The organism is Candidatus Sulfurimonas baltica (genome assembly GCF_015265455.1).
Lineage (GTDB): Bacteria > Campylobacterota > Campylobacteria > Campylobacterales > Sulfurimonadaceae > Sulfurimonas > Sulfurimonas baltica.
On the sequence record NZ_CP054492.1, the window covers coordinates 403,779 to 425,398 of the forward strand.

The window sequence follows — 21,620 nt, forward strand, 5'->3', positions numbered from 1 at the left end:
ATTCTTAACTGAATATAAAATCGCGGACTCAGGCACAAAGTGGCCAGATAAGCTCCGTCATCACTGGCCGGATGTCAAGCGACATGGGTGGCCGGATAAAAACGCGATGGGTGGCCAGTTTGGTGCGTTTTTTGCAGCTTACACAGGATATTATGTAGAAATAATACCTAAGAAGCCAAAACAGTTTAATGTACTATTTACCCCACCAGACAATACAACTGGAAGTAATAGACCCTATAGAGAAGATATTAGAAAAATAGATGGTAAAAGCTTTTATGAATTACTTACAAATGATAAGAATGCTATATATGATATGTATGAGAAAATTTCTAATCTTTTAGCTAAAAATTTAAAAATGCAGTCTAGTGAGCAATTTATTGATTTGCTAAACAGAGCTTATGGTCAAAAAAAATAATACAAACAGGTAAATTATGATTTCAAATACTCTAATCAAAAGTAGACTTAATTAAAAAAAGGAGAAAACTGATGGAATCATTTAAACCATTTTAAACTATTATATGATATCATTTTATAACTTATACTTATAGGATTATTTATATTATCGTTATCAAAAAAAATAAATGCAACAGTTGATGGACAGCAACATACTTACCTAGGCTTTGGCCTCATGATGGTAGGATTAATTTTATTAACTATTCCTGTTGAACATTTTATAAATTCAACCTATTATAAGGTTTCATTGAGCAGTGTAGGAATAAATATGGTAGCCTACTTTTCCTCAATATTATTTATGTACTTCACGTTACTTTGGACAGAAAATGATGTAATTAAACTAACCCCTATTCATACAACTTTTATACTAGCACCAATTTTTATATTAGAAATAACTATGATCTTATTTTTATACTACTCAATTGCACAAGGATTGTCAAGTTTTGGTATTGTTAAACTCCCCACTCTTACTAAAGACTCGATAGATAAAAATATATGGATGTATAATTTTATAATGGCAATATATTTTGTTTATCGAGTACTCATATATAAAGTAGATTACAAGGAGTTGCTTACTCTTCGTAATCTATCTCTAATTTCAATCACAGTAGCTTTTCTTACAGTTCTGGAAACAAAAATGACAAATTCTCCTTACAATATTTTTGAGACTCTTATATTAAAATATGGAGAAAGTAATTTCATCTATGTTTTAGAATTTATTGGGATTTTACTTTTATATATGATATTCTTTAAAGTAACGAGTAGAAAGTAAATTTTGTATTTTAAAAATATAATTGTGCCTTTAGTTTTTAACATTAGCTATATTACTTATGGTAACACGTGTATAATCTTCTAAATTTTGTGTTATTAGTTAGTCATAGAATAAAGATAATAGTGTTACTCTGGAATGTCCCCTATAAACTAGACATATATTTAGCAAACACAGCTGCCGATTAGCTGCCGAAACAATCCAAGAAGAAATCATAAAACACTCTAAACACCTTAGAAACAAAGATTTCTAAGCGTGCCTATGCTGCTAAGTTAGAGTGCATGTAAGCCTCAGGTTGATTTTCGTTATGCTTCATATTTAACTTCATTCTGTTTTAATATGATTATATTACTAAAACAGAATAAAATTACCTGTATTGTGAGTTATTAAAAGGTAATAAAATAGTTCATTTTAATGTTCGTTAAGTTCGAATAAATTAAATATTACTAGTTAATCTTGACAAGTATGAAATTTGAAGTTTTCTTCTAACCATGGATTTTCTCCATAGTTCTTAAATTAAGCTCAATATTGTACTCCAAATATTTGACTTAGACTGTAAAATTTAATACTTTAGTTGTACTAGTAATATATCTAAATTATCAAATTTTTGATTTGTATCACTCATTAGTGCTCTGAGCATTTCTTTATCATTTTTCTTTTTGTCAATATAATAAACAACCATAGTAATTGATAAACCAGTAATAGCACCAACAAACACAGCAGTGATAACATCAGCAAAAGGTTCTAAAAAAGCAGTTCCTCTTATCAACTTATCTATATATTCTTCAGCCATTACACCTAAACTAACAATTAATCCACTGGCAATTAATTTTTTCGCCTCATGCATAGCATCTTCATAGCTCATGTTTTCAGGTGGAAATGTAAGTAACTTAACAGCCCTAAATAATGAGAACATTCCTTCCCTTATAATTCTAATAACTCTTTTTCCAGTTGTTACAAACATATTAATAACAGTAGTTGCTAAATTTGATATAAATCCTGAGATAAAACCATCTTTAAAAGCTATAGCTGCCTCTTTCCATTTAGCACTTACTCTAGTCGCTATTTTTTTTAACCTATCTTTTAATACAACAAAAAATCTATCATCATCAAAGCCATGAGTAAAACCATTTTTGTATATATCTAAAATCTCATCAAATACAGCAGTAAAGAACTCAGTTATGATGAGACCTAACGCCTGCTGTATTCCCATTTTAGCACCTTCTTTTCCTCCTGCTAATACAGTATCTTTAGCAAATTTACCACTAGTATAATATTTCTCATTTATTTCTTTATCATATTCTTTTCTAGCTTTATCATCTAATTCTTTTACTTTTTCCTCATCAACTTCTGTTACTCTTTTTAATCTAGCTAGCCCCTTTTCTTCTTCAGGAGTTAAGTCTTGTTTTGCTTCTAGGTTATTTATTTTTTCTTTATTTATTTGTACTCTATTTAAAAAATCTGTAGCAGAGTCTTCTTGTTTTGAACCATTAACACTTTGTGATGTTGCTGTAAAATTACTATCTTTATTAGCTAATTCACTACCATCTAAACCAGCTAATACTCTACCATCATCATCATGGACTTCTTTTGCAGCAATTACATGTTCTACTTGATCATTTGTATCTTTATCAAATAAATTTCCGGTATAACCATCAACAAGTTTTCCTTCTTCCTTAAGTTGTGTATTTTTTTGTCTTTCATCAGCATAATTTGAATTATTGTCATGATAATCTTTAGAAATATAATCTCCTTTATCATCATAATTTAGTTTTGCCTCATCTGTTGCATATACACCATTTTTATATTCTATTCCATCAGAATCTATAAAGTCCTTATTACGTACATTATGAATTGTATCAACATTTCCACCAGCCTTATCATATGCTGCGACAACTTTACCTAGCCCAAATGGAGTTACAATAGAATTTATAACTTCTTTTTTACAATCGTTTATAAGCTGATTAAACCTTTCATCATTAAAGTCTTTTTTAAATTTAACTAAAAAATCTTCTGCTTCATCTTTTGAAACATTAAAATCATATTTAAAATCATAATGCTCATCAAAACTTGCATATACTTCTGCAATCGAAGTATTATTTAGATTACCTTTAATTAAAACTTTTTGTTTTAAATTTTTTCTTCTATTGTGTCTATCCACTCTTGACATAGGAACACCTTTTTTATTATTTAAATAAATTAAGCAGCTAAATTATTTTGTATTTCTTGTAAAAACTTTTTGCTTATATCATCTTTTTCTTCTACATAGTTATCAGCATCTAACTCAACAATGGCATCAAAACCTAGTAAAAACTTCTCTTCTTTTGGATGGATACCATCAACTTCCATAGTAATTAAAATTAAATCTCTAATACTATTATAATTTTTAGGATTGACTTTTTTTAGATATTCATATGATTCAGCAAAACTAGGTGGGTTATCCCTCAAAGTACGAATAGCATTTTTGACATGTTCTGGATATGATGAGCTTGCAATACCACCTACAAACTCATCAATTTCTGCTAACTCTGCTTCGGATACATGTCCATCAGCATTCGCTACAGCCATTCCTATTGCTGTTGAAGCAATTATATAATTAAAGTATTCCTTATCTCCCTGAAATTCAATAATAGCTTCTTTAATAGCTTTTTCATATTTTTCTGCTTTCCTATTTGAGGCAGTTTCTTTCTCTTCTTTTTCTTTTTCTTCTTTACGTGATAAAATAGCACCTGCAGTAGCACCAACAGCTGCTGCACCAGCTGCAGCTACCCCGGCTCCAGCTAAAGAAGCACCTAATGTCACTGCACCTAAAATTGAACCACCACCTGTAAATGGTGCCGCAGCAACAGCACCTATTCCTAACGCTGCTAAACCTAAAATTTTACCAAAACCCATATCATTCTCCTGTATAAATATAATATTCATTATAGTAACATTTTTCTTTTTGTGACCTACTTCATATAATTTTCTAAGAATTTCTTATTTTATTGTAACCTAATGTAAAACTATCTTCATCACATAATATTTGATTATAATGTTTCATAGCCATAGAAAACCTTTTATAGCTATCTTCTGCATTTTTGCTTATAGTTTTTTCTGAGCCAAATGTTAGATAAATATTGTAGCCTTGGGCGGCTCTTTTACCAATCACAAAGCCTCTTCTGTATTGTCTATATATTTGAAGCCTTATTTTGAAGATTTGGTAAATATTTACATCAATCCTGCTCTTTTTTCAATGTCCAAAACTTTTTTATAATGTTTATATTTCTTTATAGAGCCTACAAAAATATTGCACATAACTAAGCTGCAACTAAATCTACATGTATAGTATCTTTTTGTGTCGCTTGTCCCATCGCTTTTACTAGAAGTGATAGTATTTCAACTTGATTAATACTTTGCCATTGGTCAAATAGTTTTAAATGTCTCTAAGGATGAAATTATTATGATTCAGAACAGACTTAACCATAGACCTAGAAAAGTACTTGGATATAAAACTCCATATGAAGTATTTTTTAGTGAAATGAGTAGAAAGCTAGCTAGTTAATTTAGGTGGAAATTGCACTTGATATTAGAATTGGCGATTCTAATTCATCAGTTATCTGCTCATCACTAAAACTTCTGCTTCTCAAGTTTCAAATCAGTTGTTATGTCATTGTTTTCAATGTTATGTTTTTGTAAAAACTCTTGATATTCTCGCATTGATGTTTTATAGATATTTTTTTTGAACTTATGAAACTCTTTTGATTTTATTGAATTTTTCACTGTTCCACTATCAGCTTTTTCAAATGTAGATGACTCATTATCCCAAGGACAACCTTCTTCATCGCATATCTCTTTTATGGCATAACTAACGACTGCTAATGTAACTTCACCTATTATTAATGGTATCATGTCTTTCTCCTCTTTTTGTTGTAGAGAAAGTATATGATTAGTAAGCGAAAGATTAGTTCGTTTTATGCGTCTAGATATTATTTATAAAATAAAGTTGATTTAAAATTTGAAGTAAGAGAAGTTTGTAGCAATTAAAGAACTTGGACTATCAAGTTCTTTAATTGTTTTATATTTTACCTAAAAACTTTAAAAGATTACATTGAAACATACACTTTTAGTTCATCTAATAGTTTTTCTTGTAAATATTCTGGTTCTATAATTTTTATGTGTGGCATCCAATACCTTACTATTTTTAAAATCTCATCATCATAGGATACTTTTGTTTGCAGTACAAGTTTTTCTTTTGTATTTTTCAGAACAGTTTGATTTGGAAGAAGTTATCTTCTTAAAAAATATTCAGACACATCTACATCTATTTCTAAAATAACATTGATACTATCTTGCGAAAACCAATTTGCTTGATTTTTATTTATTATCTCTAAAAACTCTCTATTTGCTTGAAACTTATTTTCTGTTTTTTGTTCGGCACTGTATGTTTGACCCTTTTTTCGACTCATGATTTATCTCCATATTTCGTATTATTTTAACTTTTTTGAAAATAAACCTTGTTGAATTGGTGTCTTAAATATTCAGGCCATTATATATCAATGAAACAAGCGGATGATTTAATAACGGTAAGCCCATATATGGATGAAAAATTAGCTTCAGGTTGGATAAGTAATGCAAAAGTTTTAAGAAGTAATAAAACTACCAATATTACTTCTTTATGCTATTTGGGTGAAGGTTCACTGTTTAATGTACTCCAATCTATTGGTATACCATTAGTGATAGAAAATGGAGATGCACGAAGTTCTGAGTTTAATAGTATTAAACAATCATTATTTCTATATCCTGTAATGTCAACTTTTTTAAATACTCTTCTCAATGAAGAGAATAAAGCAGCATGTAAACTCTGTGCGTATTGTGCTAATAATACTGATATTATGAATTATGATACTTTATGTGATGCCTTTCCATGGAATAAGAAAGTTAACGAAAAAAAAATGTGTCCCTTTTTAGATATAAAAAGGATGTGGGGGTTTGAAAATAAAATTCTTAACAGGTGATGATAAGTAACATCAATTAAAATAATTTTAACTAAACAGCTGTCAATAAGCTGCCGAAACCATCCCACTCAAAAACCTAAAACACTCTAGACACCTTAGAAACAAACAGTTTTAAGAGTAATTATGCTACTAAGTTAGAGTGCATGTAAGCTTCTGGCTGGTTTTTATCACAAATATACTATATGATTATCTATCTTGCCATTTAAAAATGTCTAATACTTTAATTTCTTCATCTTCAACTTTATAAATGATGGTGTAACCTTTAAAAATCAAATCTCTATATTTTTTATCTTCAAAATAGATAGATGGTCTGCACATAAAGGGAGATTTTGAGAGTAGTTTTATCTTGTCTTTTAAATCTTTGTTAAATTTTTTAGAAGCTGATTTTTTGTCTTTTGCAATAGTTGTTAATATTTTAAATAACGGGTCAGAGAAACTTATCTCGATTATAATTTTCAAATTATAAAGCTTCTATTTTCTTATCCATATCTGAGAAAAATGTATCAGCTGAAATATAGTTACCATTAGACTCTGCATCAAAAACTCTTTTTTGAACTTCTTCGATAGATGATACAATATAATCTTCTTGTTTTGTGTCTTCAACTAAGCTAAGTTCATTAGTCTGAAATTGATTAATAAAAGATAAAACTTGAGAGTATATAGTTTCATTGACTTGTAGTTTCATAGTATGCATAACATTACCTTTTATAAATAAATTTTACTAGATTATTATAGCAAAATACATTTGTATATTTTTGAAATAATTTTATTAGCTTGAAACTTGGCTGCCAAAAAGCTGCCAAAACCATCTCACTTAAAAATCTAATACACTTTAAACACCGTAAAAACAAACAGTTCTAAGGGATATTAAGCTACTAGCCCTCTGTGCATGTAAGCTTCTGGCTGGTTTTTATCACAAATATACTATATGATTATCTATCTTGCCATTTAAAAATGTCTAATACTTTAATTTCTTCATCTTCAACTTTATAAATGATGGTGTAACCTTTAAAAATCAAATCTCTATATTTTTTATCTTCAAAATAGATAGATGGTCTGCACATAAAGGGAGATTTTGAGAGTAGTTTTATCTTGTCTTTTAAATCTTTGTTAAATTTTTTAGAAGCTGATTTTTTGTCTTTTGCAATAGTTGTTAATATTTTAAATAACGGGTCAGAGAAACTTATCTCGATTATAATTTTCAAATTATAAAGCTTCTATTTTCTTATCCATATCTGAGAAAAATGTATCAGCTGAAATATAGTTACCATTAGACTCTGCATCAAAAACTCTTTTTTGAACTTCTTCGATAGATGATACAATATAATCTTCTTGTTTTGTGTCTTCAACTAAGCTAAGTTCATTAGTCTGAAATTGATTAATAAAAGATAAAACTTGAGAGTATATAGTTTCATTGACTTGTAGTTTCATAGTATGCATAACATTACCTTTTATAAATAAATTTTACTAGATTATTATAGCAAAATACATTTGTATATTTTTGAAATAATTTTATTAGCTTGAAACTTGGCTGCCAAAAAGCTGCCAAAACCATCTCACTTAAAAATCTAATACACTTTAAACACCGTAAAAACAAACAGTTCTAAGGGATATTAAGCTACTAGCCCTCTGTGCATGTAAGCCTCAGGCTGATAATAATCATAGTAAGACACAAAATACTCAACATGTGCATCAGGAAAGAAACCTCTAAACTCACTATACAGCTGAGCAGCTAAAGTTTTGTTATGAGTCATAATAATAGTAGGCATCTTAACATTCTCTATAACCTTAGCCATAGTGTACGTTTTACCGCTACCTGTTACACCTTCAAGTGTTTGGTAACGATTACCTTTTAGAATAGAACCACTTAACTCTTTTATAGCAGTAGGTTGATCACCTGCTGGTTCATAAGGAGTATTTGCTTTAAAATTTATTGAGTTTTTCATTGGTGAAATTATAGCATTTAGTTGTGAATGGTTTGGATTTGAGGTGATTTTATTGCATATGGCTGCTATTGTCAAGAGCGGAGTTAAATTCGGCAGTTTTTCGTAAGAAATATTACGAATTGTAACCTTAAGCGACGATGGTTTAATTTATCCCTTTGATTGATTTTTTGGCTTTAAACTTATACAAGTCTGAATCTACCATTCCCTCCTCTTTTTTTTCTTTCAATCGATATGAATCTCCAAGTATATTTATAATATGAGAGTGGTGTAAAAGTCTGTCTAAAATAGCTGTAGTAACAACTTTATCATTTGCAAATATTCCACTCCATTGGCTAAACACAAGATTTGAAGTGACAATTGTTGCTCCTCTTTCATAGCGTTTGGATATTACTTGAAAAAAGTGATGGGCATCTTCTTTGCTCATTGGAAAGTAGCCTATTTCATCTATTACAAGCAGAGATGGTGTCATGATAGACTGACGGATAAAAGAGTCATAGCGTTTCTCTTTTTTGGCATTGCTCATCTGCATAATAAGGTCAGAGATTGTTATAAATCTGGCTTTGATGCGTTTTTGAACAGCTTGATAAGCAAGTGCTATTGCTAAGTGAGTTTTACCAACTCCAGACTGGCCAAGTAATATAATGTTCTCTTTGCGTTTGATGAACTCAAGAGTGGAGAGTTCTTCTATCTGTCTACGATTAACTCCGACAGTGAAATCAAAGTCAAACTGCTCAAGTGTTTTTATAGTTGGAAATCCTGCCATTTTTGTGAGCGTTGCACGCGAACGAGTAGCTCTGCTGTCTGCTTCGAGTTTTAGCACTTCATAAAGATATTCACTATATTTCCAACCTTCTTTTGCTGCACGGTTTCCAAGCTCATGATGAAACTCGTTAAACATTGGCAGTTGCAACTCTTTACACAAATATTCTATCTTCTCATTTAGTTCCATAAAGCACCTCCAACTGCATAAGCAGGAATAAGCATATAAGCCATAACAGGGATAAACTCATCATAGCTTTGTAAATCACGATTTGGAATATGAATGGTAATTCTATTGGATGTTTGGCTATTTTTTGATACACTTTGTGCTGTAGCTTTTATTGGGTGGATACCGTGATAAGGCTTCGGTAGAGGTAGCAAATGCAATTGCTCTTCTGCCAACATATCAAATGGCTTATGCATAGTTGTTTGATGTATTCTAGAGTTAGCTGTGAAATCCAGCCAATCCATAACTTCCGCATTTGCATTCTCCAAGGTCATTTTATAACCCATCATAGAGAGTCTAGTTTTAAACATGTTGTGAAAACTGTATCTCAAATAGTGATTAAATCTCTCAACCTTGCCCTTAGTTTGAGCACGATATGGCTTACAAACTTTAAGTTGCATTCCGCAATGTTTCTCTGCAAAGTCTCGAAACTGCTCATTAAATTTATGCTTACCAAATCCATAAGCATTTCTTTTAATAATTACTGTCTTCATGTTGTCATATAGACCTTCTTGTGGAACTCCACCGAAGTAACTAAATGCGTTCATATGACATTTTATTAGGGTTTCTACTTTTTCATCAGATACATACTCAACATATGACGCTCGAGAATAGCCCATTGTTGCCACAAATGCAGACAAGCCTTCTTTTGGAAATTCTACCCAGTCAACTTGCATCTGTTTACCAGGGTCTGTCTCAAACCTAACTAGCGGTTCTTCATCTTTTACTTTTTGGCGGAGCTCATGACGAAGCACAACATCATTCATCCAGCGAAGTGAACCTCTATAGCCTAATTTCTGAATCTCTTGATAAATTGACGATGAAGGAATAGAAACACCTAGTTTATGTGCCTCTTCTAGCATTCTGGCAATATTTGGAAGGTATGGATCAACTGTTGTTTCAACTGCATCTCGTTTAATGACTGGAACATAGCCTTCAGGCATCTTTGCATATTTAGCAACTGTATCTCTGTTAATGCCTAGTTTACGAGCTATGGCACTTTTACTAAGTCCATCTTTGAGCATTTTATGAATCATTTTTACTTCACCTTTTTTAAGCATTCATCTCCTTCCAAATTTTTGAAAAAAGACTTTAACAAAATTAATTTGTTTCTTTAAGCTTTTGGTTGTAAAAACTACTTTTTAGCAGCTTTCCGTACTGCCTATTTTAACTCCGCCGATGACAGCTATCAGGCTGCCGAGAAATTTAAGGATTTATGCTACTTAGTTACCAAAAGATATCATATTTATGTCCCTTATCATAAATTTTTAATATATACTTAAAAAAAATGATTAACTTTTAATCATTTTTTTTAAAACTTGAATAAAAATAGATTTTTGTGGCTATAATTCTGTTTCAAATTTTAATGAGTGAGGAAAAGCTTGTATATTAGCATTAGTAAAAAACCTTCAAAAGAAGAAATAGCAGCGTTTAACATGAAAGTTATTGAAGAAGACACAATAGTAGACTATAAGATTGAACTTGCCTCTCTTGATCAGGCAGTAAAAAAGCAGTTTTGTGAATCCTATGGTTTAGCACAAGAAAAAACTGAGAGTGTCATTAACATTACACTTAGTTATAATCATGAAGTTTAATTGTCTTTGTAAACTGTCATAATCTCTAATTGTAGACGAAGGACCAAAAATTATCAGTATAACGCAAGTTGTATCCATATTTTAAGAAATTTTGGTATCAAGATAATGTCGAAATTAGCTCCGATTCTATAACCTTAGCCATAGTGTACGTTTTACCGCTACCTGTAACACCTTCTAGGGTTTGATAACGATTACCTTTTAGAACTAAATCATCATTATCCATAGTGGCTTCAAAATCTACTATTTTAATCATATCAGTACATTTTGAACAATGCCTTTTTGTCAAATTTTATCATTATTACTCCAATAATATTAATCTATTTCAAGATTTGATTCATCTAAATCAATATATTTGTAAATCATAATAGTACTAACACTATTTGGATGAATTATATAAATAATTTTCATGCCATCTAAAATAACTTCTCTGATATTTTCATCATCAAATGTAGCATTTATTTTACCTATGTATGGATGCTGAAGCATGTCTCTAATTCTAGATACTAACTTTATGGTATATGATTTAGCTCGAGAGGGATTGTCTTTTGAAATGTGACTTTTTAGTTTGAATATAAATTCTTTAGAGTCATGAGAAAAGTTAATTTTCATTTAGATTATTTATTTAGCTCTTCAAGTAATTCTTCAGATGAATAAACACTGCCATTTTCAATCTGCTCTAAACCTTTTAAAATACCAGCTTTTTCATATTTATAAATTGAATCATCTATAATCTCTATAGATTCACCTTGTTTAGTTAAAGACTCTAAAAAAGATAATATTTTTTGAGACACACTCTCTGAAGCATTTAGATGCAAAGTCATTGGATTACCTCTTTAATTTTTGTTACTAATATTATATCGGATTTTAATAAATTCCCTCAAACACAGCTGCCGATTAGCTGCCGAAACCAGCCCACTCAAAAACCTAAAACACCTTAAAAAAACGCTTCTAAGAACCTCTAAACTCACTATACAGTTTAGCCGCTAAAGTTTTGTTATGAGTCCTAATATTCTTGCACTGTCCAATGCAACTTGCTTATATCAAAATCAAGACTAGATGCTTTATTTAGTACTTTATTTTTGGTAGTGTTGTCTATTTTAGAATCACGTGCTAATATCCACATGTATTTCCTTGAAGGATCACCAATTAACGCATATTGGTAGTTCTCATCTAAATCTAAAATCCAATAATCACCATAAAAAGGTTTAAAAAAACTCACCTTTAGTTTTGAGTTTGTTTTATCAGTCGTATATGCGGTTCCAATTGATTCCTTATATTGATTATCTTCTTTCATACATTTGTTAATTACTTTTATATCACCATTGTCTTTTAGTGAATAATTTGCAGTAACGTTGGAACATCCCTTCTCAAACCAGTGCTCGAACCTTGCTATTTCATACCATGTTCCTAGGTATCTATTTAGATTTACTTCATCAACAGTAGTCAACGACTTAGTATGGTTAGAACATCCTGCAAAAAGTAAAAAATTTAAAATTGATAATATAATTTGACGCATAATAGCTCCCTTTCTAAGATTATTTCATATTTAGTATTATAAAAAGCATAATCATACTATTTTTGTATCTTCTATTATATGTTTAGTGATTTTATGTCTATAGTCAAACATTTTTCTAAGTTCATATGATATAAAAAAGTTAAGCATAGAGCCAATTAAACCAAAGGGCACTTCATATTCAACTACATCTTTTAGTTCGCATAAACCATTTTCTTTTTGTATGAAAATATGAGAATGCTTCCAATATTTAAAAGGTGATCTTATCGCTAAATCCTCTAGTAAATTTGGAGATTGAAGTTTATTGATTTTGACTTCCCAGATAATAGGAATGAAATTTTTAACAGTTTTTAGCTTAAGTGTCTCACCCTCTTTAGGAATAAAATCTTTATTTAAAAGTGTAACCTCCACACCTGGAGGAGTTATGTTTTTTAAATTTTTTACATCAAGATGAAAATCAAATAAATCTTGTATATCACACTTTAATAATGAATTTTTTTCATATCTTTTCATTTGTATTCCTTAAATATTTCAACAGCCTTTTTGGCAACCTCTTTGTGAACCACTATAGGTTTAGGGTAATCTTGTATATTTGTACTAAAAAGATACTCTTCATCATGTAAGTATTTTGACTCTATGTCAAAAAGTTCTGGTATATACTTTTTGATATAAAGTGCATCTTTATCATACTTTTTACTCTGCAAATATGGATTAAAAACTCTAAAGTAAGGCTGTGGATCAACTCCAGTTCCAGCACTCCATTGCCATGAAAGAACATTACTCGCCTTGTCATAGTCTAGGAGATATTTTGCAAAAAACTTCTCACCCCACTGCCAAGGCAAAAGCAGGTCTTTAGTGAAAAATGAGGCTATTATCATACGCACTCGGTTATGTATATTTCCAGTTTGCAACAATTCGCGAACTCCTGCATCAATGATTGGGACACCTGTTTTAGCACTACAAAAGAGCTCATACATTTCATTGTTTTTTATTCCGTTAAAACTGTACTTATAGTTTTCATATTCGATGTTTGGAAAATGAAATAAAAGATAAGCATAAAAATCTCTAAAAATAAGTTGACGAATAAAAGGTTCAGTACCACTACTTTTTAATGAAAATACAAAACGTAAAACCTCTCTTATCCCGATAGTTCCGAACCTTATGTCTACACTTAAATTTGAACTAGCATCAATACTAAAATAATCTCTTTGTTCTTTATAATTATCTATTTTATTTTTTAGTGCTTTTAATTTAAGATGAGGCTCAACTATATTTAGGATTACTTCTTCAAATCCTTTGTTTTGAATTTTGATAGCGACTTTTGAAACATTCATAGTCTCATTTATTTTTGTAATTACATCATAATCTGTCTCGATTAAACTATTTGTAGATACTTCATACTCTTGAATGTCTTTAGACTCTAAAAGAGCTCTTGCTTTTTTATAAAAAGGAGTAAATACAAGGTAAGGTGTACCATCATCTTTTGAGATTTCATCAGTTTTAAAAATGTAAGTATCTTCAATATAGTGAAAAGGGAGTTTATGTGAGATGTGTAAATCTCTCTCTTTTGCATAACTATCATAGTCTGGAGATGCGACAACTTCATAGAAACTATTCTCTTTTAATAGATACTCAAAAATAATCTCTGGTTTACCATAAAATATTTTTAAATTAAGTCCGTAAGACAATAACTCTTGTTTTAGTTTTTTAACATAATAAAATATGAAAGAGAGTCTTTTATCATCTTTATTTAGACTCTCTAGGATGTTGGTATCAAAAATAAAGATAGGTAAAACATCACCATCTAATGATAAAAGAGGATTGTCTTCTACCCGTAAGTCACGTCTAAACCAAAGGATTCGTTTCATTTTACACTTTTTATATCTGAACGAAGTGCCAACTCTTTAGGGTATGGATTTAAAAAAGTCTGCTCTAGTAGATAGGTTACATTGTACTTTGTTACATAAAGTTTTAGAGTGCTTAGAGGGACAATAACAGGAATAATTTTATTTGCGTAATCATCTATATGTTCATGCAATATTTTTTTTTCATTAGAATCTAAAAAGGTTTTTAAAAAACCGGCCATATGCTCAAGGACATTTCTAGTTTTTCCTATACTGCTTTTTTTAGATATAGCTGTTTTAAAAACATATTCATACTCACTTAAAATATCTGAAAATTCTTTAGGCTCATGATTACCGACAATTCGTCCTAGTTCTCTATAAAGCGTTTCATCTTTGGATTGAAGCATAAATTTTGAGTGTTGATGATAAAGTACTAAATCTTTCATTTTTGCACTTTGTTTAAATCTCTCAAAGCTGTCATATGCAAATACCTGCATTATAAAATTTTCTCTCAGCCATGAATCTTGGAGTCTTCCTTCCTCTTCCATTGGTAGAAGAGGAAATTCTTTTTTGCATAAGGAAGCAAACATTCCGTCATCTTTTCCTTCTGCAAAACCATTCTCCAAATAGACCTTTGAACTCATTAAACCACAGGTTGGGGATTTTGACTTAAAAACAATTCCTACAACATTGTTTGTTTTCACTTTTTCTAAATCATTTTTTGAGCTTTGTAGCAGAGTGTCAGTTAAATTTTCGCCAGTTTTATTTGAAATGATTTTTAAATTTTCATTATCTTTTACCATTCTAATAGATGGTCTAGGACTTCCAAAAGCAAAGTTCTCAGGACAAAAAGAGATAAATTCAGCATATTTACTTAACTCATCCATTATAAATTCATCACGTTTGTGCCCTTTATCAAAACGAACTTTTTCGCCCAATAAACAAGCCGATATTGCTATTTTCATGATTTGACCTTAAAGTGATTTTATATTACTATTAAGATACTTTATATCATAATAACACATAATAAAAAATATTTATAGCTGCCGATACGCTGCCAAAACAATAATTTAATTGTAAATTTTTTTATTTTAAGATAAGTTGTTCTATAATCAAAGACAATAAATTAATCTTGATTTTAATGAGATAAATTACGTTGTACTGTATCTTCGAATTTTGGTTCTTCTTTTTTAGAGTTTGAGAGATAGCAGTAGTAAATTAGAAAGATAATAATGAAAAAGTTTATAGATTGTTAGATACGAGACGACATATAAGTAAGTTGATTGATCATGCTTATCATTTATCGCAAAAATTTGTTTTTATAGCATTTGGAGTATCATTTTTATTAGCTTTTGCTCTTGCGTTTATACCTACATATTCATTAAAGCAAGATGCTGTTTATACATTGTTTATATTACTCTTTGCAGCTGGACTTTGGGTAAGTGAAGCAATTCCAGCTTTTGCAGTATCATTGTTGATTATCGCATTGGAAATTGTTCTTTTGGGTTTTCCAAACTTTGATTTTGCTACCCCTTCGGATAATTGGAAAGTTTATCTACAACCTTGGTCCTCACCTTTAATATTTCTATTTTTAGCTGGTTTTATTATGGCAGCGGCCGCTTCTAAAACAAAGCTTGATATCTGGTTAGCTAAAAAAATACTTTTTTATGTAGGTGGTAAGCCTCATAATATAATCACTGGACTTATAGGTATTACATTTGTACTGTCAATGTTCATTTCAAACACAGCTACAGCTGCTATGATGATGACTATTCTTATTCCTATGTTAACACATATTAAAGAATCAAATCCATTTAAAAAGTCAATTTTTTTAGCTGTTGTGGTTGGAGCAAATCTAGGTGGTATGGCTACTATTATTGGAACTCCGCCAAATGCAATAGCCGTTGGAATATTGGGGCAAAATGCACCATCATTTATAGGTTGGATGGGTATGGCTTTGCCTCCAGCTTTGGTAGTTACTTTGATTTTACGTTTTGTAATACTTAAACTATATCCATCAAATCAACCTTTTATAGACTTTAAAATTATAAAAGAGGTAGAACATTTTGATGATTCTACAAAGAAGTTTTCAAAGATACCAACAGTTCCTAGTTGGAAAAAAAATGTAACAATAACTATATTTACACTTACAATATTGATGTGGCTAAGTGGTCCTCTGCATCATGTACCAACTACAGTTGTGTCTCTAATACCAATTATAGGATTTACTCTGTTTGGGATTATAGATGCTGATGATATATCTAGTATTAGATGGGATGTTATTATATTAATTATTGGCGGTTTAAGTTTAGGCCTTGCCGTATCAAAAACAGGGCTTGACTTATGGTTTGCTACACTTATTTCAACAGACGGGTTATCGATACTTTTAATTATGTTTATTTTTTCATATTTAATTGTTGTTATATCAAATTTTATGAGTAATACTGCTGCTGCAAATATTATGCTTCCAATAGTGATAGCAATAGCGATAACAATAAGCGAACAATCAACTCAAATGGTCGTAGTAGGAGTTACACTGAGTGCCTCTTTTGCTATGAGCTTGGTAGTATCAACCCCACCAAATGCCATCATATATGCAAGCAAAAAAGTAGATTCTAAAGATTTCTTAATTCTTGGAGCTATTACAGCTCTTATCGGACCCGTTACTGTAATTGGATGGTTATATTGTGTTGATATTATTTTTTAATACACAAGAAGAAGTAAACCAAAGTATTCGGAAAGAACGAAACTAACTATACAGCTGGGTCGCTAAAGTTTGTTGTGACTCATAATGATAGTAGGCATCTTAACATTCTCTATACCCTTCAAGAGCTTGGTGAAATTATAGATAAAAGTAGATAGCAATCATGTTTTTGAGAGGTGTGGCTGTCAAATAGCTGCCAATATATTAGTTAATACTTAGGTTTTAGCTTGGCTTATCGGAGACATTTCAATGAGACATTAGGATATAATATACAAAAAGGTGGATTTAGTATGCACGAATTATCTTGGAAGTCAGAGTATAAAATTGGTCACCCTCTCATAGACCGTGAGCATAAACATCTTTTTGAAATCGCACTAGAAGCTTTTGTCCCCGTTGCACCTGAATTACGAAAAAAGAAGATTAGAAAAACTATTCTTGAGCTCAATGAGTATATGAAACTACACTTTATGCATGAAGAAAGTTTCATGAGAGTTATTGAGTATCCAGATTTTAATCATCATTTACTAATTCACCAAGGTATTATAAAAAAAATGCAAGATTTGATTGCTAATTTAGCATCTATTGGTATTAAAGAGTTTGAAAAAGATTTAGCTCACTTTATAGAAGTAGCACTTGTGGGGCATATACTTCAAGAAGATACAAAGATTCAAAAGTATTATGAAAAGAAAAAAAGTCAACGCCATGTTATACATTGGCATTCATCATACCTAGTGGGACAGGAAGATATAGATAATGAGCACCAAATGTTGTTTAAAATTGCGAATGAAGCTTTCGCGGATAGCGAACTAACTATACATAAAGAAAAAGTTAAAGAAACAATTATAAAGCTTGCACTATATGTTCAAAAACATTTTGATCATGAAGAGAGTTATATGCTAGAGATAGGTTATCCTCAGTTAAAGCATCATTGTGAGATACATGGAAAAATAATAGATCAGATGAATCAATTTATAAAAGAAATTACTACTATGGACATTCAAGCATTTGAATTAGAACTTGCTATATTTATAGAAAAATGGATAGTACAACATATATTGCATGAGGATAAGAAGATTAAACATTTTTTGGATAAAGGTGATGACATTCAAATCATAAATTTAGAAGAGATATAAAGCTTATAGAGGTTTTCCATAAACATTTTCGAATGAGAAAATATCCAAGACAACTTAACATTCTATGTAGCCTTAGCCATAGGATTTGTTTTCCGCTACCTGCAACACCTTCAAGTTTTTTAATAATAAGTAAATATTATAGCAGTCAAACTTAGGAATACTAATTGCTATAATTATTAATTATACATTGGAGAGAATATGAGCCCTACAATAAGAAATTTACTGTTAACAACCTTTTCAATATTAATTGTTGTGTTTGCAACAATATACTTTATACACAAAGAACATGAACAAGCAATAGTCCATACAAAAGAGATAATCAAGAAAGAACAAATAGATATAGTTTTTGCAAATAAAAAGATGCAATTAGAACAAGCTTTTAAAAAGATGTATGAGAGCGCTAGAACTATATCACTACTACCTTCTGTTAGAGATATTGATGGAGGAAATAGAAAAAGTGAAGATGAAGACATAGTAAAAGATGGCACATTCTCTGAAGATGCTTTTGCAACTGTTCAGCAAATATATAATGACTTGGTATCCAATGTAAACGTATCTGAAATTTATGCTATTGCTGATGGACTAAACTTTGAAAAAGGTGAGTTTCCTTTTTTTATGTTTGATTCTTTAGTTATGGGCAATGAAGAAGAAGAGGGAGAAAGCGCTGAAGTAAACCCAGATTTCCCAGAAGAAGCGGAAGAGGCTGAGTATATATACTATCCTATTCAAATAAACTATTTTAAAGAAAAATTTCCACTATTTAACTATAAAACTTTAAATGATATTCCGGCGGTATTTTCACCGCTTCTAAGGACTTGTGATAATACTCAATACCAATCTAAATCAACTGGAAATGTTCAAGAGAGCTACGGAATACTCTACTCTATACCTTTTTATAATAAAAAAAATGAGATAAAAGGAATTATATCTATAATTTTTAGAAAAAATCTTTTAGAATCACTATTAGTAAATGTTCCTTTTATAATAATTACTGATAAAGATAAAAAAGAAGCAAAAGCACAAAACTTTGAAATGCCAAAAGAGCCTGTAAAATTTCTTATATATAATACAAAATATAATATTAACATTAATGATAGAAGAAATAAGAGTATTCTAAACTTTGCACAAAGCAAAGATAAAAATCCTGATAATTTTTACGAAACTATACTCAACACTACGGGTGATAGTGAATGGAAACTTTTTATGGAGATTCCAAAAAGCCTCTATGATAAAAATCTACAAAATGAAAATGATATTTATAGATTAAAAATTGGTGTGGTTGTATTTATCGGTTTTGTATTAATAATATTTTTGATATACAGAACAAGAAAAATATCAAGTTATACAAATAAAGGAATGCAAGAGTTCGAATATATTGTAAAAGATATAGTTGAAGGCGAAGGAAATCTAAAAAATAGAATAAAAACATCAGGTGGGATAATCGGTCAAATTGCTGGACATTTCAATGATTTTATATCTGAAATCAGCAACATCATAAAATTCTCCAAAGAGAGTACTCAAAGATTAAAATCTTCAAGCCAAGATTTAACAAATGATGTAAATAATTTAGCAAAAAATATCTCTTTGCAGGTTGAAGAGACAACAAAAAGCAAAGAGATTTTATCTATTACGGATAAAAGTATCGAAGAGAGTTTTTTGATGACGAAGCAAAATAGCCATAGCCTTCAAGAGACATATTCCGTTTTAGATGAACTAGCACAAAGCCTAAAAAATGTAATGAGTCAAGTCGAAGCAAATAGCCATAAACAAAATGAGATGGCAGGATCAATGGGAGAACTAAACAAACAAGCCGATGAGATAAAACAGATATTAAATATTATAGGTGATATTGCTGATCAAACAAATCTACTCGCTCTTAATGCAGCGATAGAAGCAGCAAGGGCAGGTGAACACGGTAGAGGTTTCGCGGTAGTTGCTGATGAGGTAAGAAAACTAGCAGAGAGAACACAAAAAAGCCTTGGTGAAATCAGAGCAACAACAAATGTCATTACACAAAGCATAAATACTGTAAGTGAAGAACTTGAGCAAAATTCACAAGAGATACTAGATGTTTCTAATCATGCAAAAAATCTTGTAGAAAAATCAGATAAAACAAAAAGTGAATTAACAAAAACAATTGAGAACACCACAGAGCTTATATCAAAAAACAATGAAGTCAAAAACAACCTCGATTTACTTATAGATAGTATTGAAAATATAACTGAGTTTGCACAAAAAAATAAAACTTCGAGTTTAGATATTCAAAATGTTGCGGATTTACTTAATAGAAGCGCAAATGAATTTGATGAAAAACTAAAAAAGTATAAAATCTAACCGTGGTGATATAAAAGCCGATAAAAGCATTTGTGATTCTGTGTTGAAGCTTTAGGCTCGCACAAGACCTTAATGAAAATCCAAAGAATGGCTACAATTTAAAAACCATGAAGAACAACTTGTAAAATATTCTACATGTGTATTTAATAGTAGTAGTCTGCTTACCAGCTGGTTCATAAGGAGTATTTGCTTTAAAATTGATGTTTTTCTGGAGAAAACGAGAGATATCGCAAGCATAAAGCTGTCGAGAAAATATTTATGATTGTGCTATACTCTATTATAAATATTTTTATATGATTATTAATAGTAAATAACCGGAGTAGTTGTAGATGACATTTGAGCGTTTAATAGAAAATATAGATGATATGCCGCAGTTGTCAGATATCGCGAGAGTAATGCAGAGTTTTTACTCTTTAGGTATTGATCATGTAGATATGAAAAAGTTAGTAAGAATGATCGAGTCCGATGTAATGTTAACTGCAAATATTTTAAAGATGATTAACTCTCCATATTATGGATTTAAAAATAAGATATCTTCAGTGCCTCAAGCCGTCACACTCTTTGGTACTCAAAAAATTTATGGACTAGTAATTCATTTTGCTATGAGTAATCAGTTAAAAGCAGATACGGCAATTTATGGGTTTAACAATGCACAGTTTAATGAGATGTGTATTATCCAGAGTTCACTTATGATGCAGTGGTATGCAAAAGTTAATTTAAGAGATACTCATATACTCACATCATTAGCTTTAATCATGGAATCAGGAAAGTTAATCGTATCTAAAGAGTTGCACGGAAGTGATTATATTGAAGTCTATAGAGAAGGTTTTTTAGCTTGTACAAATATTCAAGATTTTGAAAGAGAGTTTCTAGGTACAACTTCATACTATCTAAGCGCGATACTATTTTCGCACTGGAATTTAGAGCCAGTTTATGCAGAGGTATTAAGAGAATTGGATTTAAATGAGCAAGAGAAAGCTTCAAAAGAGAATGATAAAATTACTAAAAAGTATGCAGCTGCTATTGAAGTTATTAGAACAGCTGTAAACCTAAAAGAGGTTTTAACAGATGAGTCTATAAAAAAAGCTTGTGTTAAAGTTCAAGAGATGGGACTTGATTCTGAACATTTTGAAGCTGTGGCCTTAAGAATCAAAAAAAGAGTACTCAAAGATTAAAATCTTCAAGCACAGGTTTGAGAAATGTTGCGGCTTTACGTTTTTTATTACATCACTATTAATATAAAGTAAAAAAGTCATGTAAAAATAGAGTTGTAAATTGTTAAATAGTTTCTGGAAGTTAATTGTGAGTCGCTCTGAAGGAGAACCTCCAGAGCGGATTTGATGTTTT

At 30.4% G+C, this 21,620-nt stretch carries 25 protein-coding genes and 3 pseudogenes; 9 read left to right on the forward strand and 19 right to left on the reverse strand.

Annotated elements, in window-relative coordinates:
• The first annotated feature begins 106 nt into the window (after positions 1-106).
• Together HUE88_RS02005 and HUE88_RS02010 are read left to right on the forward strand one after the other, a co-directional pair.
• Positions 107-415 (forward strand): Eco47II family restriction endonuclease, encoded by a 309-nt coding sequence (locus tag HUE88_RS02005; protein ID WP_194370582.1) that lies wholly within the window; start codon positions 107-109, stop codon positions 413-415.
• Positions 416-628: 213 nt separating this feature from the next.
• A complete protein-coding gene (locus HUE88_RS02010) occupies positions 629-1,225 on the forward strand; it encodes a hypothetical protein (protein ID WP_194370583.1) in 597 nt (198 codons plus the stop codon).
• Positions 1,226-1,784: 559 nt separating this feature from the next.
• On the opposite strand, the gene HUE88_RS02015 is transcribed toward HUE88_RS02010, so the two are convergent.
• The 3 genes from HUE88_RS02015 to HUE88_RS02025 form a co-directional block, all read right to left on the reverse strand.
• Positions 1,785-3,392: a lactate permease gene (locus HUE88_RS02015; RefSeq protein WP_194370585.1), complete on the reverse strand. Its 1,608-nt coding sequence runs from the start codon at positions 3,390-3,392 to the stop codon at positions 1,785-1,787.
• Positions 3,393-3,421: 29 nt separating this feature from the next.
• On the reverse strand, positions 3,422-4,117 hold the full coding sequence (locus HUE88_RS02020) for a tellurite resistance TerB family protein (protein WP_194370587.1): 696 nt from the start codon (positions 4,115-4,117) through the stop codon (positions 3,422-3,424).
• Between the two features lie 73 nt (positions 4,118-4,190).
• On the reverse strand, positions 4,191-4,373 hold the full coding sequence (locus HUE88_RS02025) for a hypothetical protein (RefSeq protein ID WP_194370589.1): 183 nt from the start codon (positions 4,371-4,373) through the stop codon (positions 4,191-4,193).
• 270 nt (positions 4,374-4,643) lie between these two features.
• Between HUE88_RS02025 and HUE88_RS14130 the strand changes: the two are divergent.
• A pseudogene (locus HUE88_RS14130) lies at positions 4,644-4,766 on the forward strand (IS30 family transposase); the annotation flags it as partial.
• A gap of 65 nt (positions 4,767-4,831) precedes the next feature.
• Here HUE88_RS14130 and HUE88_RS02030 read toward each other — a convergent pair.
• The gene (locus tag HUE88_RS02030; RefSeq protein WP_194370591.1) at positions 4,832-5,113 is read right to left on the reverse strand and encodes a hypothetical protein; all 282 of its coding nucleotides are present in this window, start codon (positions 5,111-5,113) and stop codon (positions 4,832-4,834) included.
• Between the two features lie 377 nt (positions 5,114-5,490).
• Positions 5,491-5,670, reverse strand: a complete 180-nt coding sequence (locus tag HUE88_RS02035) for a hypothetical protein (protein ID WP_194370593.1) — start codon at positions 5,668-5,670, stop codon at positions 5,491-5,493.
• Positions 5,671-5,760: 90 nt separating this feature from the next.
• Between HUE88_RS02035 and HUE88_RS02040 the strand changes: the two genes are divergently transcribed.
• On the forward strand, positions 5,761-6,219 hold the full coding sequence (locus HUE88_RS02040) for a hypothetical protein (RefSeq protein ID WP_194370595.1): 459 nt from the start codon (positions 5,761-5,763) through the stop codon (positions 6,217-6,219).
• 186 nt (positions 6,220-6,405) lie between these two features.
• On the opposite strand, the gene HUE88_RS02045 is transcribed toward HUE88_RS02040, so the two are convergent.
• The 7 genes and pseudogenes from HUE88_RS02045 to istA all read right to left on the reverse strand — a co-directional run bounded on the left by HUE88_RS02045 (position 6,406) and on the right by istA (position 10,211).
• Positions 6,406-6,678 (reverse strand): type II toxin-antitoxin system RelE/ParE family toxin, encoded by a 273-nt coding sequence (locus tag HUE88_RS02045; RefSeq protein ID WP_229860122.1) that lies wholly within the window; start codon positions 6,676-6,678, stop codon positions 6,406-6,408.
• Between the two features lies 1 nt (position 6,679).
• Entirely contained in the window at positions 6,680-6,913 is a 234-nt protein-coding gene (locus HUE88_RS02050; RefSeq protein WP_194370597.1) for a hypothetical protein, read from the reverse strand.
• A gap of 238 nt (positions 6,914-7,151) precedes the next feature.
• Complete coding sequence (locus tag HUE88_RS02055) at positions 7,152-7,424, reverse strand: type II toxin-antitoxin system RelE/ParE family toxin (RefSeq protein WP_229860122.1); 273 nt, start codon at positions 7,422-7,424, stop codon at positions 7,152-7,154.
• A 1-nt stretch (position 7,425) separates the two neighbouring features.
• The gene (locus tag HUE88_RS02060; RefSeq protein ID WP_194370597.1) at positions 7,426-7,659 is read right to left on the reverse strand and encodes a hypothetical protein; all 234 of its coding nucleotides are present in this window, start codon (positions 7,657-7,659) and stop codon (positions 7,426-7,428) included.
• Positions 7,660-7,847: 188 nt separating this feature from the next.
• A pseudogene (locus HUE88_RS02065) lies at positions 7,848-8,165 on the reverse strand (DEAD/DEAH box helicase family protein); the annotation flags it as partial.
• Between the two features lie 142 nt (positions 8,166-8,307).
• Complete coding sequence (gene istB / locus HUE88_RS02070) at positions 8,308-9,114, reverse strand: IS21-like element helper ATPase IstB (RefSeq protein WP_194368256.1); 807 nt, start codon at positions 9,112-9,114, stop codon at positions 8,308-8,310.
• Complete coding sequence (istA, locus tag HUE88_RS02075; protein WP_194368257.1) at positions 9,105-10,211, reverse strand: IS21 family transposase; 1,107 nt, start codon at positions 10,209-10,211, stop codon at positions 9,105-9,107. Before istA ends, istB begins: the two co-directional genes overlap by 10 nt.
• A 321-nt stretch (positions 10,212-10,532) precedes the next feature.
• Between istA and HUE88_RS02080 the strand changes: the two genes are divergently transcribed.
• Positions 10,533-10,745, forward strand: coding sequence for a hypothetical protein (locus HUE88_RS02080; protein ID WP_194370599.1), 213 nt, complete (start codon positions 10,533-10,535; stop codon positions 10,743-10,745).
• A 103-nt stretch (positions 10,746-10,848) separates the two neighbouring features.
• On the opposite strand, the pseudogene HUE88_RS13760 reads toward HUE88_RS02080, so the two are convergent.
• The 7 genes and pseudogenes from HUE88_RS13760 to HUE88_RS02115 form a co-directional block, all read right to left on the reverse strand.
• Positions 10,849-10,950 (reverse strand): annotated as a pseudogene (locus HUE88_RS13760) (hypothetical protein); the annotation flags it as partial.
• A gap of 107 nt (positions 10,951-11,057) precedes the next feature.
• A complete protein-coding gene (locus HUE88_RS02090; protein WP_194370601.1) occupies positions 11,058-11,354 on the reverse strand; it encodes a type II toxin-antitoxin system RelE/ParE family toxin in 297 nt (98 codons plus the stop codon).
• A gap of 5 nt (positions 11,355-11,359) precedes the next feature.
• A complete protein-coding gene (locus HUE88_RS02095; protein ID WP_194370603.1) occupies positions 11,360-11,566 on the reverse strand; it encodes a hypothetical protein in 207 nt (68 codons plus the stop codon).
• A gap of 182 nt (positions 11,567-11,748) precedes the next feature.
• On the reverse strand, positions 11,749-12,261 hold the full coding sequence (locus HUE88_RS02100; protein ID WP_194370605.1) for a lipocalin family protein: 513 nt from the start codon (positions 12,259-12,261) through the stop codon (positions 11,749-11,751).
• Positions 12,262-12,312: 51 nt separating this feature from the next.
• Complete coding sequence (locus HUE88_RS02105; protein ID WP_194370607.1) at positions 12,313-12,771, reverse strand: SRPBCC family protein; 459 nt, start codon at positions 12,769-12,771, stop codon at positions 12,313-12,315.
• Positions 12,768-14,126 carry a cryptochrome/photolyase family protein gene (locus HUE88_RS02110; protein ID WP_194370609.1) on the reverse strand — a complete coding sequence of 453 codons (1,359 nt, stop codon included), beginning with the start codon at positions 14,124-14,126 and terminating at the stop codon, positions 12,768-12,770. Before HUE88_RS02110 ends, HUE88_RS02105 begins: the two co-directional genes overlap by 4 nt.
• Positions 14,123-15,067: a YbgA family protein gene (locus tag HUE88_RS02115; protein WP_194370611.1), complete on the reverse strand. Its 945-nt coding sequence runs from the start codon at positions 15,065-15,067 to the stop codon at positions 14,123-14,125. Before HUE88_RS02115 ends, HUE88_RS02110 begins: the two co-directional genes overlap by 4 nt.
• A 314-nt stretch (positions 15,068-15,381) precedes the next feature.
• Between HUE88_RS02115 and HUE88_RS02120 the strand changes: the two genes are divergently transcribed.
• The 4 genes from HUE88_RS02120 (at position 15,382) to HUE88_RS02135 (ending at position 21,448) form a co-directional block, all read left to right on the forward strand.
• Positions 15,382-16,809 (forward strand): SLC13 family permease, encoded by a 1,428-nt coding sequence (locus tag HUE88_RS02120; protein WP_229860123.1) that lies wholly within the window; start codon positions 15,382-15,384, stop codon positions 16,807-16,809.
• A gap of 287 nt (positions 16,810-17,096) precedes the next feature.
• A complete protein-coding gene (locus tag HUE88_RS02125; protein WP_194370616.1) occupies positions 17,097-17,939 on the forward strand; it encodes a bacteriohemerythrin in 843 nt (280 codons plus the stop codon).
• Positions 17,940-18,137: 198 nt separating this feature from the next.
• The gene (locus HUE88_RS14070) at positions 18,138-20,273 is read left to right on the forward strand and encodes a methyl-accepting chemotaxis protein (RefSeq protein ID WP_194370618.1); all 2,136 of its coding nucleotides are present in this window, start codon (positions 18,138-18,140) and stop codon (positions 20,271-20,273) included.
• A gap of 329 nt (positions 20,274-20,602) precedes the next feature.
• Positions 20,603-21,448 carry an HDOD domain-containing protein gene (locus HUE88_RS02135; protein ID WP_194370620.1) on the forward strand — a complete coding sequence of 282 codons (846 nt, stop codon included), beginning with the start codon at positions 20,603-20,605 and terminating at the stop codon, positions 21,446-21,448.
• Positions 21,449-21,620: the final 172 nt, after the last annotated feature.

Coding starts and splice junctions, on each gene's coding strand:
- istA (WP_194368257.1), bottom strand. CDS start 10,211: ATGCTTAAAAAAGGTGAAGTAAAAATGATTCATAAAATGCTCAAAGAT.
- HUE88_RS02035 (WP_194370593.1), bottom strand. CDS start 5,670: ATGAGTCGAAAAAAGGGTCAAACATACAGTGCCGAACAAAAAACAGAA.
- HUE88_RS02005 (WP_194370582.1), top strand. CDS start 107: ATGGGTGGCCAGTTTGGTGCGTTTTTTGCAGCTTACACAGGATATTAT.
- HUE88_RS02020 (WP_194370587.1), bottom strand. CDS start 4,117: ATGGGTTTTGGTAAAATTTTAGGTTTAGCAGCGTTAGGAATAGGTGCT.
- HUE88_RS02135 (WP_194370620.1), top strand. CDS start 20,603: ATGACATTTGAGCGTTTAATAGAAAATATAGATGATATGCCGCAGTTG.
- HUE88_RS02110 (WP_194370609.1), bottom strand. CDS start 14,126: ATGAAACGAATCCTTTGGTTTAGACGTGACTTACGGGTAGAAGACAAT.
- HUE88_RS02015 (WP_194370585.1), bottom strand. CDS start 3,392: ATGTCAAGAGTGGATAGACACAATAGAAGAAAAAATTTAAAACAAAAA.
- istB (WP_194368256.1), bottom strand. CDS start 9,114: ATGGAACTAAATGAGAAGATAGAATATTTGTGTAAAGAGTTGCAACTG.
- HUE88_RS02115 (WP_194370611.1), bottom strand. CDS start 15,067: ATGAAAATAGCAATATCGGCTTGTTTATTGGGCGAAAAAGTTCGTTTT.
- HUE88_RS02050 (WP_194370597.1), bottom strand. CDS start 6,913: ATGCATACTATGAAACTACAAGTCAATGAAACTATATACTCTCAAGTT.
- HUE88_RS02060 (WP_194370597.1), bottom strand. CDS start 7,659: ATGCATACTATGAAACTACAAGTCAATGAAACTATATACTCTCAAGTT.
- HUE88_RS14070 (WP_194370618.1), top strand. CDS start 18,138: ATGAGCCCTACAATAAGAAATTTACTGTTAACAACCTTTTCAATATTA.
- HUE88_RS02095 (WP_194370603.1), bottom strand. CDS start 11,566: ATGACTTTGCATCTAAATGCTTCAGAGAGTGTGTCTCAAAAAATATTA.
- HUE88_RS02105 (WP_194370607.1), bottom strand. CDS start 12,771: ATGAAAAGATATGAAAAAAATTCATTATTAAAGTGTGATATACAAGAT.
- HUE88_RS02040 (WP_194370595.1), top strand. CDS start 5,761: ATGAAACAAGCGGATGATTTAATAACGGTAAGCCCATATATGGATGAA.
- HUE88_RS02010 (WP_194370583.1), top strand. CDS start 629: ATGATGGTAGGATTAATTTTATTAACTATTCCTGTTGAACATTTTATA.
- HUE88_RS02100 (WP_194370605.1), bottom strand. CDS start 12,261: ATGCGTCAAATTATATTATCAATTTTAAATTTTTTACTTTTTGCAGGA.
- HUE88_RS02125 (WP_194370616.1), top strand. CDS start 17,097: ATGCACGAATTATCTTGGAAGTCAGAGTATAAAATTGGTCACCCTCTC.
- HUE88_RS02090 (WP_194370601.1), bottom strand. CDS start 11,354: ATGAAAATTAACTTTTCTCATGACTCTAAAGAATTTATATTCAAACTA.
- HUE88_RS02030 (WP_194370591.1), bottom strand. CDS start 5,113: ATGATACCATTAATAATAGGTGAAGTTACATTAGCAGTCGTTAGTTAT.